Below are 17,890 nucleotides of genomic sequence, written 5' to 3'. Positions count from 1 at the left end.
TCCAATCCATACCCACATGGGAAAAAGCATAAGCAAAATTTTCAGCAAATGTGTTGACTGAATGCTCATTCACAAATAGAATAGAGATAAATTAAAGTTCTGAAAATTATATTCTTTCCAAACATTAAGGCTCTTCGGGTAATATAGAAAGCCGCTGACACAAAAAAAGGGGACATAAGAAAGGAGTGGAGAGATGTGGGGAACGGTTTGTTAATAGCCAATTGGATTTTAACGATAATTGTAACCGCTTACGCAGTATCACTATTTGTTTATTTGATCAGAACAAGGATTACATTCATCAAGCTGGGCAAGAAGGTCGAGTTTGATAAAAAAGTAAAAGAAAGATTGGATAAGGTCTGGGTCAATGTTTTTGGCCAGAAGAAGCTCTTGAAGGATAAGAAGAGTGGGATCATCCACGTCATGTTCTTCTATGGGTTCTTGATGGTCCAGCTTGGCGCGATCGACCTGATCATCAAAGGTCTTTTCCCAGGTTCACACCTGCCGCTGGGACCGCTTTATCCAGCGTTCACGTTTTTCCAGGAGCTTGTCACGCTCATGATTTTGGTCGCAGTACTATGGGCGTTCCACCGCCGTTATGTGGAAAAGCTTGTCCGCCTGAAGCGCGGCTTTAAATCAGGTCTTGTCCTTATTTTCATCGGCGGGCTGATGGTTTCCGTCCTTTTCTCAAACGGTATGGGGCTTATCTGGCACGACCATGGCCTGACATGGAGTGAGCCGGTTGCATCCGGAGTGGCATTCCTGTTCGGCTGGATCAATACGACGGCATCTGTCGCGCTGTTCTATGTAGGATGGTGGATCCATCTATTATTCCTGCTTGCATTCCTTGTATATGTACCGCAGTCCAAGCATGCACATTTGATTGCAGGACCGGCGAACGTATTTTTCCACCGCACCACGAATCCAGGAAAGCTTGAAAAGATCGATTTTGAAGATGAAACACAGGAATCCTTCGGGGTCGGGAAGGTCGAGGACTTCACCCAATACCAACTGATCGATATGTACGCCTGTGTGGAATGTGGACGCTGTACGAATATGTGTCCTGCAACCGGTACGGGGAAAATGCTTTCTCCGATGGATCTTATTTTGAAAATCCGTGATCACCTGACAGACAAGGGAGCTGCGATCACGTCCAAATCACCTTGGGTTCCGACGTTCGCATTCAACAATACGCAAGGCAATCAGCTGGCACTTGCTTCTGCCGGAAAAGGTGCGGAGGAAAGTGCTGCAACGATCGAGTACAGCCCGAGTCTGATCGGCGATGTCATCACAGAAGAAGAGATCTGGGCATGTACGACCTGTCGTAACTGTGAGGATCAGTGTCCGGTCATGAACGAGCACGTCGATAAAATCATCGACCTGCGCCGTTATCTTGTACTGACGGAGGGGAAAATGGATGCCGATGCACAGCGTGCGATGACGAACATCGAGCGTCAGGGCAATCCTTGGGGCTTGAACCGCAAAGAGCGCGAAAACTGGCGTGAAGCGGCACCTGAAGTGAATATCCCAACAGTAAAAGAAGTGAAAAAAGCGGGCGAAGAGTTCGAATTCCTTTTCTGGGTCGGCTCTATGGGATCCTTCGACAACCGTTCCCAGAAGATCGCGATCTCTTTTGCAAAATTGCTGAATGAAGCAGGCGTGAAATTCGCGATCCTCGGCAACAAAGAGAAAAACTCCGGAGATACGCCGCGCCGCCTTGGGAACGAATTCCTGTTCCAAGAGCTTGCAACAGGCAATATCGCCGAGTTCGAAAAGAACGAAGTGAAGAAAATCGTCACGATCGATCCTCATGCCTACAACATTTTCAAAAACGAGTATCCTGATTTCGGACTCGAGGCAGAGGTATATCACCATACAGAGCTACTGGCTCAGCTTGTAAAAGAAGGGCGCCTGAAGCCGCAGCATCCTGTGAACGAAACGATCACCTTCCACGATTCCTGTTACCTTGGAAGATACAACGAAGTCTACGAGCCGCCTCGTGAAATCCTGAAGAGCATCCCTGGTGTGACGCTTGTCGAGATGAAGCGCAACCGCGAAACAGGCATGTGCTGTGGAGCAGGCGGGGGTCTCATGTGGATGGAAGAGGACACAGGAACGCGCGTCAACGTCGCCCGTACCGAACAGGCACTCGAAGTGGCACCAAGCGTCATCAGCTCCGGCTGTCCTTACTGCCTGACGATGCTATCAGACGGCACAAAAGCCAAGGAAGTCGAAGAGAAGGTCAGCACATACGACGTTGCCGAGCTCCTCGAGAAATCCATTTACGGCGATAAAAAAGAAACTGTGGCATAAAGAGAATGCTAGCTTCATAGAAAAATAAATGGGTGTACGCGATATTCCAATTGCGTACACCATACCCTTTTAACGGAACTGAGCGAGCGTTCAGTCGCTTGTCTGTAAGCGCTAACAATATATTCAACCAATATAGAGGAGGAACTTAAAATGGGAAAAACAGTAATCGTCAGTGGAGTGCGTACGCCAATCGGAAAGTTTGCCGGGGGATTGAGCTCGTTGTCCGCATCGGATCTGGGAGCTGTAGCTATTAAAGAGGCGCTGAAAAGAGCCAACGTTTCAGGTGACGAGGTAGGCGAAGTGATCCTTGGTACAGTGCTCCAGGGAGGGCAGGGTCAGCTTCCTTCCCGTCAGGCATCACAAAAAGCGGGGCTTCCTTGGAACGTCAAAACAGAAACCATCAATAAGGTATGTGCATCAGGGATGAGAAGCGTAGCGCTTGGCGATATACTGATCCGCTCCGGTGAAGAAGAGGTCATCGTCGCAGGCGGCATGGAGTCCATGAGCAATGCCCCATATATCCTGCCGAAAGCAAGATGGGGACTTCGTATGGGTGACAGCTCGGTGAAGGATCTGATGGTGCATGACGGTTTGACTTGTACCTTTACAGGCGTGCACATGGGAACATACGGAAACAGTGTCGCAAAGGAAATGGAAATCTCCCGCGCGGATCAGGACGCTTGGGCATACAGAAGTCATCAGCGTGCAATTGATGCAATGGAAAAAGGAGTATTCACAGAAGAAATCGTACCTGTCGAAGTTCCTCAGCGCAAAGGCGAGCCTGTTGTCGTGAGCAAGGACGAATCGCCGCGCAAGGACACATCGATTGAAAAGCTGGCAAGCTTAAGACCGGCATTCGACCATGACGGAACCATCACGGCAGGAAACGCGCCGGGAGTGAATGATGGGGCAAGCGCGCTTGTCCTGATGAGTGAGGACCGTGCAAACAGGGAAGGAAAGCAGCCGCTTGCAACGATACTCGGGCATGCATCGATCGCCGTGGAAGCGAAGGATTTTCCGAAAACGCCAGGACTTGTCATCAATGAGCTTTTAAAGAAAACAGGGACGACACTGGAAGAAATCGATCTTTTTGAAATAAATGAGGCATTTGCGGCAGTCGCATTGGCATCTGCAAACCTTGCAGGGCTGGATCTGGAAAAGGTGAACGTGAACGGTGGGGCAGTGGCACTTGGACACCCGATCGGGGCAAGTGGTGCCCGCATCATCGTATCACTGATTCATGAACTGAAACGCCGCGGCGGCGGACTTGGTATCGCATCCATCTGCTCGGGCGGCGGACAGGGCGACGCAATCTTGATCCGGGTTTAATGAGAAGGGGGACTCAAAGAACATGACAATTCAAAAGGTAATGGTAATCGGAGCAGGGCAAATGGGATCTGGAATCGCGCAGGTTTGTGCGTTGGCAGGCTTCCATGTATATATGAACGATTTGAAGCAGGAATTCCTTGATCGCGGGCTTGCAGGCATCACGAAAAACCTTGTAAGAAGCGTCGAAAAGGGCCGCATGACCGCAGAAGCGAAGGATGAGGTGCTAGGGAGACTCACGGCTACAACGAATCTTGAAGACGCAAAGCACGTCGACATCGTCATCGAGGCGGCAGTGGAGAACATGGACATCAAGAAAAAGATCTTCGCACAGCTGGATGGTATCGCTCCAGCACATGCGATTTTGGCTACCAATACATCTTCCCTGCCAATCACAGAAATCGCCGCGGCGACAAACAGACCGGAAAAAGTGATCGGGATGCATTTTATGAACCCGGTACCGGTAATGAAGCTGGTCGAGATCATTCGCGGCCTGCAAACAGCCGATGAGGTGTATGCCGCGATTGAAGACATGACGAAAAAGCTTTCCAAGGTGCCAGTCGAAGTGAATGACTTCCCAGGCTTTGTGTCCAACCGTGTGCTCATGCCGATGATCAATGAAGCGATCTTCACGGTATATGAAGGGGTGGCAACACCGGAAGCGATCGATGAAGTGATGAAGCTTGGGATGAACCATCCGATGGGGCCGCTGACGCTTGCTGACTTCATCGGGCTCGATACTTGCCTCTACATCATGGAAACCTTGCATGAAGGCTTTGGCGATGACAAATACCGCCCATGCCCGTTGCTTCGTAAATATGTAAAAGCAGGCTGGCTCGGACGCAAGACAGGACGCGGATTCTACACATACGAGACATAAGGCAGCAGGAAAGGGGTCGAACGGGATGAACTTGAGATTCACGGAAGAACAGGAAATGGTACGGAAAATGGTGCGCGATTTTGCAGAAACGGAAATCGCCCCGTTTGTGGAAAAAATGGAGGACGGCGAGTTCCCGAGAGAGATTCTGAAAAAGATGGCCGATCTTGGCTTGATGGGCATGACAATTCCTGAGGAGTACGGTGGAGCGGGCATGGACTTTCCATCCTACATCATTGCAATCAACGAGCTTTCCCGCGTCAGTGCGACAGTTGGGGTTATTTTATCCGTTCATACATCGGTTGGAACGAACCCGATCCTTTATTTTGGAACAGAAGAGCAGAAGCAAAAATACGTCACAAAGCTTGCTTCAGGTGAGTACCTTGGCGCATTCGCCCTTACCGAGCCAAGTGCCGGCTCGGATGCAGGGAGCCTGAAGACACGTGCGGTGAAAAAAGATGACCACTATGTGCTGAACGGTTCGAAGGTGTTCATCACAAACGGCGGCGAAGCGGATACGTATATCGTATTTGCCTCCACCAATCCGGAGCTTGGGACGAAGGGCGTCAGCGCATTCATCGTGGAAAAGGACACTCCAGGCTTCATCATCGGAAAAGATGAGCACAAAATGGGCTTGCATGGCTCCAAAACGGTGCAGCTGACCTTTGAAGATGCGAGAGTGCCTGCAGAAAACCTGCTTGGCAAGGAAGGCGAAGGGTTCAAAATCGCGATGGCAAACCTTGATGTAGGCCGGATCGGGATTGCAGCCCAGTCACTCGGAATCGCAGAAGCGGCACTGCAGCATGCAACCGCCTATGCAAAAGAGCGCGAGCAGTTCGGCAAGCCGATCGCACTTCAGCAGGGAGTCGGCTTCAAGCTTGCTGATATGGCAACTGCGGTAGAAGGCGCAAAGCTCTTGACCTATCGTGCTGCGAACCTGCGTGCACTAGGCAAGCCTTGCGGCAAGGAAGCATCGATGGCAAAGCTTTTCGCGTCACAGACGGCAATGAATGTCGCAACAGAAGCGGTACAGGTATACGGCGGCTACGGCTACACGAAGGACTATCCGGTTGAGCGGTTCTTCCGCGATGCGAAGGTATGCGAGATCTACGAGGGTACAAGTGAGATACAGCGATTGGTGATCGGGAAACACCTACTAAACTAACAATCAAGGGGATGGAACAGATGAATTTTCTACTAAGCGAAGAACATGAAATGATTCGTAAAATGGTACGCGATTTTGCCAAGAATGAAGTGGAACCGACAGCAGCGGAGCGCGATGAGGAAGAGCGCTTTGACATGGAGATCTTCCGCAAGATGGCGGACCTCGGACTGACAGGGATTCCTTTTCCGGAAGAGTACGGCGGAATCGGCAGTGACTATCTGGCATATTGCATCGCGGTCGAGGAGCTTTCCCGCGTATGTGCGTCAACTGGGGTGACATTATCTGCCCACACGTCACTTGCGAGCTGGCCGATCTACAAATACGGAACAGAAGAGCAGAAGCAGAAATACTTGGTGCCACTTGCACAGGGAACGAGCATCGGCGGCTACGGCCTGACTGAGCCAGGCTCCGGATCTGATGCTGGCGGAATGAGAACGACTGCAAAGCTTGATGGCGATCACTATGTGTTGAACGGCTCGAAGATTTTCATCACAAACGGCGGCATTGCCAATATCTATGTCGTGTTCGCGGTAACTGACCCATCCAGTAAGCATAAGGGTACGAGTGCATTCATCATCGAAAGCGGCTTTGAAGGCTTCAGCGTCGGGAAGAAGGAAAAGAAACTCGGGATCCGCTCCTCACCGACAACGGAAATCATTTTTGAAGACTGCCGTGTGCCGGTAGAGAACATGCTTGGTGCAGAAGGGGAAGGCTTCAAGATCGCGATGACGACGCTTGATGGCGGACGTAACGGAATTGCCGCGCAGGCAGTCGGGATTGCACAGGGTGCCCTTGATGCAGCGGTAGGATATGCAAAAGAGCGCGTGCAGTTCGGCAAGCCGATCGCAGCACAGCAGGGAGTAAGCTTCAAGCTTGCCGACATGGCAACATCTGTTGAAGCTTCAAGGCTATTGACCTATCAGGCTGCTTGGAGAGAGTCTGAAAACCTAAGTTACGGAAAAGAGTCCGCAATGTCGAAGCTTTTTGCCGGGGACACGGCAATGAAGGTAACTACCGAGGCGGTTCAGGTGTTCGGCGGCTATGGCTACACGAAGGACTATCCGGTCGAGCGCTATATGAGGGATGCGAAAATCACGCAAATCTATGAAGGAACACAAGAAATCCAACGTCTAGTCATTTCCAGAATGCTTACCAAGTAAGTGGGTGGAAAACGGGATGAAAAAACGTCAAGTACATGCATCCGTCAAAGATGAAAAGCTGATTGAAAAACGGCGTGACCAGATGATCAAGGGTGCGGTGAGCCTTTTTAAGGAAAAAGGCTTCCACCGCACCACAACCCGTGAAATTGCCAAGGAAGCGGGATTTAGTATCGGTACGCTTTACGAATATATCCGCACGAAGGAGGACGTACTCTACCTTGTGTGCGACAGGATCTATGACCAGGTTGGGGAGCGGCTGCAGGAGGAGCTCGATATGAAGCGGGGCAATCTTGAAAGCTTGAAGGCCGCCATCTCCTTTTATTTTCGCGTCATGGATGATATGCAGGATGAAGTATTGGTGATGTATCAGGAGGCAAAATCGCTCTCCAAGGATGCCTTGCCATATGTTTTGAATAAGGAGCTTGAAATGGTCGCGATGTTCGAGCAGGTGATACGCAACTGCATGGAGGCGGAGGGGATGAAGCTTCCGGAACAGGAAATCCAGCTCATGGCCCACAACATCTTTGTCCAGGGACAGATGTGGGGCTTCAGGCGCTGGGTGCTGCATAAGCATTTCAAGCTCGAGGATTATATCGCAGGCCAGATTGAACTGTTATTAAACGGACTTACAAAGGGGGAGAACGTGAAGCATGGAAGTATATCGTCCAACTAACCATATCCGATTTGTCACGGCTTCAAGTCTATTTGATGGGCATGACGCATCGATCAACATCATGAGACGCATTCTGCAGGCGAGCGGGGCAGAGGTGATCCATCTCGGCCACAACCGTTCGGTGGAGGAAATCGTCAATGCCGCAATCCAGGAGGATGTCCAGGGGATCGCGATTTCATCCTATCAGGGAGGGCATGTCGAATATTTCAAGTACATGTTTGACTTGCTGAAGGAAAAAGGAGCTTCACATATTCGCATCTACGGCGGCGGTGGTGGGGTTATTATCCCGAGCGAAATCAAGGAGCTACATGAATACGGGATCGCCCGCATCTTCTCACCGGAGGACGGCCGCGAGCACGGACTTCAAGGCATGATCAATTCGATGCTGAAGGATTGCGATTTTGTGACAGCAAAAAGCTTGGGTGATGAAGTCGAGCGTCTGTCAGCCGACAATCACCAGGCCATTGCCAAGCTGATCACGCTTGCCGAGCTTCAGGTGACAACGAATGAAGAAGTGGCAGCGACAGCTCAGGCTGCTTTAAGCAAGGTAAAAGAAATGCAGAAAACGGTACCGGTCCTTGGGATCACTGGAACCGGGGGAGCAGGGAAAAGCTCGTTGACCGATGAACTGATCCGCCGCTTCATCAACGAAGTGCCGGACAACAAGGTCGCGATCCTTTCCATCGATCCGACCAAACAGAAAACAGGCGGCGCACTGCTCGGGGACCGCATCCGCATGAATGCGATCTTCAACCCGCGCGTCTACATGCGCTCACTCGCAACCCGCGGCTCACGCTCCGAATTGTCCTTGGCGATCAAGGACGCGATCGCTGTTACGAAGGCGGCAGGCTTTGACCTGATCATCGTCGAAACGAGCGGAATCGGGCAGGGGGACGCAGGGATCACCGAGATCTGTGACATCTCGATGTATGTGATGACAAGCGAATTCGGTGCACCATCCCAGCTTGAGAAAATCGACATGATCGACTATGCCGACCTGATCGTCATCAACAAGTACGAGCGCAAGGGCTCCGAGGATGCCAAGCGCCAAGTGCAAAAGCAGTATCAGCGCAGCCGTCTCCTCTGGGATAAAGAGCTTGACGACATGCCGGTATACGGTACAATTGCAAGCCAGTTCAACGACTTGGGTACGAATACGCTTTTCGCAGCCCTGCTTGGTTTGATCAATGAAAAAACAGGCTCGAACCATACAACGAACCTGCCGACATCCAAGGACGTGGAAAAGCAGAACGTCATCATCCCGAACGACCGCCGTTACTATTTGCGCGAAATCAGCGACACCGTCCGCACGTACCATAAAGATGCACAGGAGCAGGTGGAGCTTGCACGCAAGCTTTTCCAACTTGATGGTGCGATGGAAGCAGCTTCCGATAAAGAGGAGCTGGTCGAGGCGCTTCAGGCAATCCGCAACGAATATGAAGAAAAGCTGACCGCCGACTCCCGCAAGATTTTAGCTGGCTGGGCAGAAAAGAAAGAAAAGTACAGCGGCGACCAATTCGTCACGGTGATCCGCGACAAGGAAATTATCACGAAATTGACGACCAAGAGCTTATCGGGCCTTGCAATTCCTAAAGTTGTCCTCCCTAAATATGTGGACTACGGGGAGATCTTGAAGTGGGTGTACAAGGAGAACGTTCCAGGGGAGTTCCCTTACACAGCCGGCGTATTCCCGTTCAAGCGTGAAGGCGAGGATCCGAAGCGCCAGTTCGCAGGAGAAGGCACGCCTGAGCGTACCAACCGCCGTTTCCACTATTTGAGCAAGGATGACGATGCGAAACGTTTAAGCACCGCCTTCGATTCTGTCACCCTTTACGGCGAAGACCCGGCACCACGTCCGGACATCTACGGAAAAGTCGGAAACAGCGGCGTCAGCATCTGTACGCTCGATGATATGAAAAAGCTTTATGCAGGCTTTGACCTGTGCGCACCAAGCACATCGGTATCCATGACAATCAACGGGCCTGCACCGGTCATCCTGGCAATGTTCATGAACACGGCGATCGACCAGCAGGTGCAAAAGCGCGAGGGAGAGATTGGCCGCGTCCTGACAGTGGAGGAGTTTGCCGAGGTTCGTGCAGTAACGCTGCAGACGGTCCGCGGAACCGTACAGGCGGACATTTTAAAAGAGGACCAGGGCCAGAACACCTGCATCTTCTCAACCGAGTTTGCACTGCGTGTGATGGGCGACATCCAGCAGTACTTCATCGATAAAAAGGTGCGAAACTACTATTCCGTTTCGATCTCCGGCTATCATATCGCCGAAGCGGGCGCGAATCCGATTACGCAATTGGCGTTCACGCTGGCAAACGGCTTCACCTATGTCGAGTACTATCTGAGCCGCGGCATGAACATCAACGACTTTGCACCGAACCTGTCGTTCTTCTTCAGCAACGGGCTGGATGCAGAGTACACCGTGATCGGCCGTGTGGCGCGCCGCATCTGGGCGACCGTCATGAAAAATAAATACAAGGCAAACGAGCGCAGCCAAAAGCTGAAGTATCATATCCAGACTTCCGGCCGTTCCCTGCACGCACAGGAAATCGACTTCAACGATATCCGTACGACGCTTCAGGCTCTGATGGCACTGCAGGACAACTGCAACTCGCTTCACACGAATGCCTATGATGAAGCCATCACGACACCGACAGAGGAATCCGTACGCCGCGCGATGGCCATCCAGATGATCATCACAAAAGAACACGGCCTCGCGAAAAACGAAAATCCGCTACAAGGGTCCTTCATTGTGGAAGAGCTGACAGATCTAGTGGAGGAAGCGGTGCTCCAGGAATTCGAACGCCTGAACGACCGCGGCGGCGTCCTTGGCGCGATGGAAACACAATACCAACGCGGCAAGATCCAGGACGAATCCATGTACTATGAAATGAAAAAGCACACCGGCGAACTGCCGATCATCGGCGTCAACACATACCAAAATCCAAACCCTCCATCCGAAGACGAGCTCAACGACATCGAGCTGGCACGTTCCACGGAAGAGGAAAAAGAAACACAAATCAAAAACCTGCGCGCCTTCCAGGACCGCAACACCGACAAAGTCGAAGAAGCCCTGAACCGCCTCAAACAAGTCGCCATCAACGGAGAAAACATCTTCGAAGAACTAATGGAGACAGTAAAAGTAGCGAGCTTAGGTCAAATCACGACTGCACTCTATGAAGTTGGCGGGCAGTTTAGACGGAATATGTAGTAGGTTAGGAAAAGGACAGGGGGAAAGTTGCCTGTCCTTTTGTGTAGGGTTTTTGTTAGAAAGCATCAGAGATATTGATGTACTTTCCCCTGTTTGTTTCAGCGCAAGGGGTGAGACTCCTGCGGAAGTAGCGCGTAGAGGGAGACCCCACAGGCGCTTTAGCGCCGAGGAGGCTCCCGAGACCGCCCGCGGAAAGCGAACCCCTGGAGCAGAAACCAACAGGGTGTTTAATGTTGTTGCTATATTTTCAAGGTTGCCTAACCACGGTTGATCAAAAATTTCCCCAAAGAATTAATTTATACTGGATTAAACCCAAAGGATTTGTTTATAATGAATGGTATGGATTTTTCTAGAAATCTTTAATATTATATACCTTTTACATATAAAGAAAGGATGTGCAGACATTGGCATTAAACCACTTAACGGCAGAAGAAGTAAAAGAAATGTCGCTTATCGAAATCGCGTACGCTCTTTTCCAAGACCAGAAGCAATCTGTGACATTTGGGGAACTACTTACGGAGATCAAAAAGCTGACAGGCTTCACTGATGAAGACCTTCGCAGCAAATTATCACAGTTCTACACGGACTTAAACGTTGACGGCCGTTTTATTTGTATTGGAGAAAACCAATGGGGACTTCGTGCATGGTATCCTTATGATCAAATAGAAGAGGAAACGACTCCTCAGGTTAAAACGAAGAAGAAGAAGGCGAAGAAAGCATCCGACGATGACGATCTTGATGCGGACGAGTTCGAGGAGCTGGATGAAGAAGAGCTTGAATTCGACGACCTTGACGATTACGAAGAGGATGACGCCGAAGACGATGACTTTGACGACGTTGAAGAAGATGATGCAGACGATGACGACGAAGAATTCGAAGAAGACCTTATCGAAGACGAGGAATACGACCTTGAAGACGATGAGGAAGAAGAGGAAGACGAAGAATTTGAAGAAGATGAGGACGACAAGCTGTAAAAGTTTGAGTGTTCTTGATGAAACCCCCTGGTTTTTCAGGGGGTTTTATTATTTTTCGGAGCATTTTTTGTTTAAGGTCGGTCCAAGCCACGAAATTCCCAAGTGGATTGCACCTTCTCAACCTCTTACGCTCAATAATTTTGATTTGCGGTGAAAAACCAGCACTTTATGCACAAAAAAATGATTATATGCACAAAAAATCCGATTTGCGCTCAAAAACAGAACAGATATGCACAATCCGCATGATACGACATATTTCGCCACGCCATGCCTTCCAAGGCACGCCACGCCAAGCGACCACACCCCATGCCATGCCACCCCATGCCATGCCACCCCATACCATGCGACACCACGCCCACCCTAACCAACATCCACTACAAACAACACTCCTCCCACCAACCCCAAAAAATCCTCCTTGACTTTTCCCCTCAAACTAAGTAGAATCTTTTTTGGGCTCCTTTTAAAAGGACAAGAATGATTCGGTATATCAGATACACGCTCCCTTTGCCAGAAACACTGGCAGGAGGAGCGTTTTTTTATTTTATTGGTCAAAAAACAGAAGACGGAAATTCCACGCTGTACCTAAACCATTTTAGGAACAGCTTCATTTTTTAGTAAATGATTTTCGTGTTTTTGACTAATGATAAAAATATTAATTGCCTCTAAAAGATCAGTTAGTTTGTAAATAACAGTAAAATACATTTAATCGAGGGGGAGACAGCATGACAAAGTATATTTTTGTAACAGGTGGGGTTGTGTCATCTCTAGGTAAAGGGATCACAGCAGCATCTTTAGGAAGGCTTTTGAAAAACAGAGGATTGAGTGTGACGATCCAGAAGTTCGATCCATACATTAACGTGGACCCGGGTACCATGAGTCCTTATCAGCATGGGGAAGTATTCGTAACGGATGATGGTGCGGAGACGGATTTGGACCTTGGTCACTATGAGCGTTTCATCGACATCAACCTGAACAAGTTCAGCAACGTGACTACAGGGAAGATCTATTCCACGGTCTTGAAAAAAGAGCGTCGCGGAGATTACCTTGGTGGGACAGTACAGGTTATTCCACATATCACGAATGAAATCAAAGAGCGCGTATTCCGCGCCGGCAAAGAAACTGGTGCAGACGTGGTCATCACGGAAATCGGCGGAACAGTAGGGGATATCGAATCCTTGCCGTACCTTGAAGCGATCCGTCAAATCAAGAGCGATATCGGCCGTGACAATGTGATGTACATCCACTGTACACTCGTTCCTTACATTCGTGTTGCAGGTGAGCTGAAAACAAAGCCGACACAGCATAGTGTAAAAGAGCTTCGCGGTTTGGGGATCCAGCCGAACATCATCGTATTGCGTTCCGAAATGCCGATCTCCCAAGATATGAAGGACAAGATTGCTTTGTTCTGTGATATCGATGAGAAGGCGGTCATCGAGTCCATCGATGCGGAAACTCTTTATGAGGTTCCTTTGGCATACCAGGCGCAAAACATGGACAACATCGTTTGCGAACATTTGAAGCTTGATGCAGCAGCACCTCAAGCGGACATGACGGATTGGACGAAGCTTGTCGACAAGGTGAAAAACCTTTCCAAGAAAACGACGATCGCATTGGTCGGTAAATATGTCGAGCTTCAGGATGCGTACCTTTCTGTGGCAGAGGCACTTCGTCATGCAGGCTACCAGTTTGATACAGATGTGAAAATCAACTGGATCAACGCTGAGAACGTGACAGCTGAAAATGTGGACGAGCTTCTTCAAGGAGCAGATGGGATCCTTGTTCCTGGTGGATTCGGAGACCGTGGCGTCGAAGGTAAAATCGAAGCGATCCGTTATGCGCGTGTCAACAAGGTACCATTCTTCGGTATTTGCCTCGGCATGCAGCTTGCGTCAGTGGAATTTGCACGTAACGTACTTGGAATGGAAGGGGCGCACTCTGCCGAGTTGAACCCGGAAACGCCATTCCCGATCATCGATCTATTGCCTGAGCAAAAGGATATTGAAAATCTTGGCGGAACCCTTCGCCTTGGCTTATATCCATGTAAATTGAATGACGGTTCCCTTGCACAAGCGGCTTACAACGAAGGCGTTGTGTACGAGCGTCACCGTCATCGCTATGAGTTCAACAATCAGTACCGTCAACAGATGGAAGAAGCAGGCTTCACGTTCTCCGGTACAAGCCCGGACGGCCGCCTTGTAGAAGTGATTGAGATCAAAGACCACCCTTGGTTCCTTGCATCCCAATTCCATCCGGAGTTCACTTCCCGACCTAACCGTCCGCAGCCGTTATTCCGCGACTTCGTGGAAGCTGCAATCAAGAACACAACAGTATTGGCTTAATTTTATAGATAGAAAAAGGAGAAGCAGTCTCATGGGAGCGGCTTCTCCTTTTTGTATTCTTCAAGCTAGTGTATGATGGTTTCTTTTCCATTCGTATAAAAGTTGGCCCTGCGTATCTTTATAAAGTATATATCCGTGACTTTCATAAAAGTTGCGCAAAAAGTCCGAGGCGACGCAATCCAATCGGACTGTTTCTATCCTTTGCCGTGCCGCGTACTCCTTGATCCACTTCATGACAAAGTCCCCGATCTTCCCGCCTCTCTTATCCGGAGCAACTGCGAGTTTATGCAGATAGACAGTGGACGGTTTGGATTCCTCCTGGCCCCAAAGATGGATGTCCCATTCATTTTGACTTGGCGAGAGGAGAAAGGTTGCAACGATGTCATTCCCATCCATCACTTTGAAAAAGAAACCTTTCACTACATATTCCTTGATTTCTTCATCTTCCTCGTCTGTCAAAAGGAAATTCCATTGCGTAGAGCCCTTTTCCTTCAACAATGTCGCACGATCCTTCAAGATCTTTAATATGGCAGGACCATCTCCTGCGACGGCCCTTTGTACCTCTAATGTTTTTATCAGTTCCATTTGATGCACCTCCCAACGAAAATGGATTCGCCATTTGAGACTGTTTTCCCTTTAATATTCGTCGTCTTGCTCTTCTAAAATTTCCTTAATGGTAAAAGCCAGTCCGTAATAGGCATAAAGGCCAGCCATGCCGCTCGGAAAGCCGAAGCGTTCCCCATCATCGCCAGGGATGAGCGGCTTTTTCATCTTCAAGTCGATATGGACATCCGCAATGGAATCAAGCGTTTCGGCCCCCTCGTCCGGCATCACGGTGGAGATCCCGACAATCTCGATCCCAAGCTCCTTCAAAGCCTTCGCTGTTTCGATCGCCTCCTCATCCGTGGAAAACCGGGAAACAATCAATGCACGGTCCGTGTCAGTCAGATCATGATAACTGTCCAGATCCGATAGAAGCGTCGCCTTAGGCAGCGGCTCCGCACCTTCAGTAGCCTCAAACTCCACCGCCTTCATTTCCTTCACCCCATGTATGTAAATGCGGCCATCCCCGACCACAGCCTGCGCCAAAAGCCTCGCACCATCCTCAAACCCAAAATCCTCATCTCCACCAATACGCCCAAACACACCCTGAAGCTGCGTCGTAAAAATCTTCAACATAAAAACACCCTCCTACAATTACAACCTGTACTTACTTGCAGTATGACACAAGTAGGGAAATCCCTGCCGGGGTCTGGCCCCAATTTGAAATTTTTTTAATATTGTTTTATAAATCATTTTTATTATCCCCTACAAAGAATTTATTAAAATCCCATACTAATAGTTAAAATAGCACTCGTTATAGGTTAATATTTAGTCATGGTTAAAAAATATTATCGGGGAAAAGCAGGAAATAAGTCTATTATAGTAGAAATAGGTGGATGGGTGGAAACGGATTTACTATTTTCTAGGAATGAGGTGGAATGATGGGTCAAAAATTGCTGATTGTGGATGACCAGTATGGGATACGCATTTTGCTAAATGAGGTATTTCAGAAGGAAGGGTACCAGACGTTCCAGGCTGCAAATGGTTATCAAGCGTTAGATATCGTAGAAAAGCATTCACCTGACTTGGTCTTGCTGGACATGAAGATTCCTGGAATGGATGGAATTGAGATCTTGAAGAGGCTGAAGGCGATCAATGCAGATATCCAAGTGATCATCATGACAGCGTATGGGGAATTGGACATGATCCAGGAGTCGAAGGATTTAGGAGCCATCACGCACTTTGCGAAGCCTTTTGATATTGATGAAATACGGGATGCCGTTAGAAAAAATATGCCGCAATCCACCGAAAAATAATCGGGATTGTGACTGAAAATTAAAACATTGAGGGTGTTACCGCTTACAACGAAAAAGGGGAATGTTCGGTAGTTGTAGTTTTCTTTCAGAGTTGGTATGCTAGGTACTGGATAATATCTTCCGACAAGTTTTACAGTTTGTTTCACTCTCATACATAACTAGTTTTTCAATTGGTCAAGCTAGATTTGATATTGGTGAAACTGTTACATATAAGAAGGGGTATCTAAGAACATGGTTGGAATTCCTTGCGATTTCCCACCGCGTCCTTTAGGTTTGCCATCTTGTAAGAACGGGAAAAACTTTTCGGAGTGAGTATAATACGAAGGAGGATTTTACCATGCCTTTAGTTTCCATGACAGAAATGCTGAAAAAAGCAAATGCAGAAGGCTATGCAGTAGGTCAGTTCAACTTGAACAACCTTGAGTTCACACAAGCAATTCTACAGGCGGCACAGGAGGAAAAATCACCGGTCATTCTTGGTGTTTCCGAAGGTGCAGCTCGTTATATGGGTGGCTTCAAAACAGTAGTAGCAATGGTTAAAGCGCTAATGGAAGAATATAAAGTGACAGTTCCGGTTGCGATTCACTTAGATCACGGTTCAAGCTTTGAATCTTGTGCAAAAGCGATCCACGCTGGATTTACATCTGTTATGATCGATGCTTCCCATCATCCTTTTGAGGAAAACATCGAAACAACTTCCAAAGTAGTAGAATTGGCACACTTCCACGGAGTATCTGTTGAAGCAGAGCTTGGTGTAGTAGGTGGACAGGAAGACGACGTCATTGCTGACGGCGTTATCTATGCAGACCCTGCTGAGTGTGAAGAGCTTGTAAAACGCACTGGCATCGATTGCTTGGCTCCTGCATTAGGTTCCGTACACGGCCCTTACAAAGGCGAACCGAACCTAGGCTTCAAAGAGATGGAAGACATCAACAACCGTGCTGGTGTTCCTCTAGTATTACATGGTGGTACTGGAATCCCTACGCATGACATTAAGAAAGCAATTTCTTTTGGAACTGCGAAAATCAATGTAAACACGGAAAACCAAATTGCATCTGCGAAAGCAGTCCGTGAAACTTTAGCAGTGAAAACGGAAGAGTATGATCCACGTAAATATCTTGGACCAGCTCGTGACGCGATCAAAGCTACTGTTCAAGGAAAAATGCGCGAATTCGGTTCTTCCAACAAAGCATAAGACAACAGAACATATTTCAACAACAACAACCATTCAACCAACAACAAGGCAACGATATTGCAAAACCGCCACCTCAGGCGGTTTTGTTTATTTCTTATATGAAAGCGCACACACCATATATTAAAAGGAGAGATACCAATGAAATTTTTCATCGATACAGCAAACCTGGAAGAAATTAAAGAGGCGCATGCGCTAGGAATCCTTTCTGGAGTTACAACAAACCCAAGCTTAGTTGCAAAAGAGAACATCACATTCGAAGACCGCCTTCGCGAGATCACTTCTTTTGTAACGGGATCAGTTTCTGCTGAGGTCATCGCGCTTGATGCTGATGGGATGATTGAAGAAGGCAAGGCGCTTGCTGCGATTGCTCCGAATATCACAGTGAAGGTTCCAATGACACCGGACGGCTTGAAGGCTGTAAAAGTATTTTCCGAGCTGAACATCAAAACGAACGTAACACTTATTTTCAACGCGAACCAAGCGTTATTGGCAGCTAGAGCGGGAGCAACTTATGTATCCCCATTCCTTGGCAGACTTGACGATATCGGACAGAACGGCATGGATCTCGTTTCCACGATTGCTGACATTTTCGCGATCCATGACATCCCGACTGAAATCATTGCGGCTTCGATCCGCCATCCGATGCATATCACAGATGCAGCATTAAAAGGTGCTCACATTGCAACAGTTCCTTACAAGGTCATCATGCAGCTGTTCGGACACCCGCTGACTGACCAGGGGATCGAGAAATTCCTTGCTGATTGGAACAACCGCCAACAATGATCCTTG

At 48.7% G+C, this 17,890-nt stretch carries 14 protein-coding genes; 12 read left to right on the top strand and 2 right to left on the bottom strand.

Annotated features, from left to right (window positions below; all coding sequences use genetic code 11):
- The first annotated feature begins 195 nt into the window (after positions 1-195).
- The 9 genes from JOC95_RS02535 to JOC95_RS02495 all read left to right on the top strand — a co-directional run bounded on the left by JOC95_RS02535 (position 196) and on the right by JOC95_RS02495 (position 14,047).
- Positions 196-2,310, top strand: a complete 2,115-nt coding sequence (locus JOC95_RS02535) for a (Fe-S)-binding protein (RefSeq protein WP_204413083.1) — start codon at positions 196-198, stop codon at positions 2,308-2,310.
- A gap of 150 nt (positions 2,311-2,460) precedes the next feature.
- Positions 2,461-3,639, top strand: a complete 1,179-nt coding sequence (locus tag JOC95_RS02530) for an acetyl-CoA C-acetyltransferase (RefSeq protein ID WP_204413081.1) — start codon at positions 2,461-2,463, stop codon at positions 3,637-3,639.
- A 22-nt stretch (positions 3,640-3,661) separates the two neighbouring features.
- Positions 3,662-4,516: a 3-hydroxybutyryl-CoA dehydrogenase gene (locus tag JOC95_RS02525; RefSeq protein ID WP_204413079.1), complete on the top strand. Its 855-nt coding sequence runs from the start codon at positions 3,662-3,664 to the stop codon at positions 4,514-4,516.
- Positions 4,517-4,541: 25 nt separating this feature from the next.
- A complete protein-coding gene (locus tag JOC95_RS02520; RefSeq protein ID WP_204413078.1) occupies positions 4,542-5,678 on the top strand; it encodes an acyl-CoA dehydrogenase in 1,137 nt (378 codons plus the stop codon).
- Positions 5,679-5,698: 20 nt separating this feature from the next.
- Complete coding sequence (locus tag JOC95_RS02515; RefSeq protein ID WP_204413077.1) at positions 5,699-6,838, top strand: acyl-CoA dehydrogenase; 1,140 nt, start codon at positions 5,699-5,701, stop codon at positions 6,836-6,838.
- Between the two features lie 16 nt (positions 6,839-6,854).
- The gene (locus JOC95_RS02510; protein ID WP_204413076.1) at positions 6,855-7,511 is read left to right on the top strand and encodes a TetR/AcrR family transcriptional regulator; all 657 of its coding nucleotides are present in this window, start codon (positions 6,855-6,857) and stop codon (positions 7,509-7,511) included.
- Positions 7,489-10,734, top strand: coding sequence for a fused isobutyryl-CoA mutase/GTPase IcmF (gene icmF, locus JOC95_RS02505; RefSeq protein ID WP_204413075.1), 3,246 nt, complete (start codon positions 7,489-7,491; stop codon positions 10,732-10,734). The genes JOC95_RS02510 and icmF overlap by 23 nt, the downstream gene beginning before the upstream one ends.
- 404 nt (positions 10,735-11,138) lie before the next feature.
- Complete coding sequence (rpoE, locus tag JOC95_RS02500) at positions 11,139-11,708, top strand: DNA-directed RNA polymerase subunit delta (protein ID WP_275580512.1); 570 nt, start codon at positions 11,139-11,141, stop codon at positions 11,706-11,708.
- Positions 11,709-12,430: 722 nt separating this feature from the next.
- The gene (locus JOC95_RS02495) at positions 12,431-14,047 is read left to right on the top strand and encodes a CTP synthase (RefSeq protein WP_204413074.1); all 1,617 of its coding nucleotides are present in this window, start codon (positions 12,431-12,433) and stop codon (positions 14,045-14,047) included.
- Positions 14,048-14,107: 60 nt separating this feature from the next.
- Here the strand turns inward: JOC95_RS02495 and JOC95_RS02490 are convergent, their stop codons facing one another.
- The gene (locus JOC95_RS02490; protein WP_204413072.1) at positions 14,108-14,632 is read right to left on the bottom strand and encodes a GNAT family N-acetyltransferase; all 525 of its coding nucleotides are present in this window, start codon (positions 14,630-14,632) and stop codon (positions 14,108-14,110) included.
- A 51-nt stretch (positions 14,633-14,683) separates the two neighbouring features.
- The gene (locus tag JOC95_RS02485; RefSeq protein ID WP_204413070.1) at positions 14,684-15,226 is read right to left on the bottom strand and encodes a DUF2529 domain-containing protein; all 543 of its coding nucleotides are present in this window, start codon (positions 15,224-15,226) and stop codon (positions 14,684-14,686) included.
- Between the two features lie 302 nt (positions 15,227-15,528).
- On the opposite strand from JOC95_RS02485, the gene JOC95_RS02480 reads away from it, so the two are divergent.
- From JOC95_RS02480 to fsa, 3 genes are all read left to right on the top strand, one after another.
- Entirely contained in the window at positions 15,529-15,906 is a 378-nt protein-coding gene (locus tag JOC95_RS02480; RefSeq protein WP_204413068.1) for a response regulator, read from the top strand.
- 337 nt (positions 15,907-16,243) lie between these two features.
- On the top strand, positions 16,244-17,101 hold the full coding sequence (locus tag JOC95_RS02475) for a class II fructose-bisphosphate aldolase (protein WP_204413066.1): 858 nt from the start codon (positions 16,244-16,246) through the stop codon (positions 17,099-17,101).
- A gap of 138 nt (positions 17,102-17,239) precedes the next feature.
- The gene (fsa, locus tag JOC95_RS02470; RefSeq protein WP_204413064.1) at positions 17,240-17,884 is read left to right on the top strand and encodes a fructose-6-phosphate aldolase; all 645 of its coding nucleotides are present in this window, start codon (positions 17,240-17,242) and stop codon (positions 17,882-17,884) included.
- The last annotated feature ends 6 nt before the right edge of the window (positions 17,885-17,890 follow it).

It is taken from the genome of Sutcliffiella tianshenii (assembly GCF_016908565.1).
Lineage (GTDB): Bacteria > Bacillota > Bacilli > Bacillales > Bacillaceae_I > Sutcliffiella_A > Sutcliffiella_A tianshenii.
The sequence above is the reverse complement of the archived record's forward strand: the minus strand, read 5'-3'. Positions and strand labels throughout refer to the sequence as shown.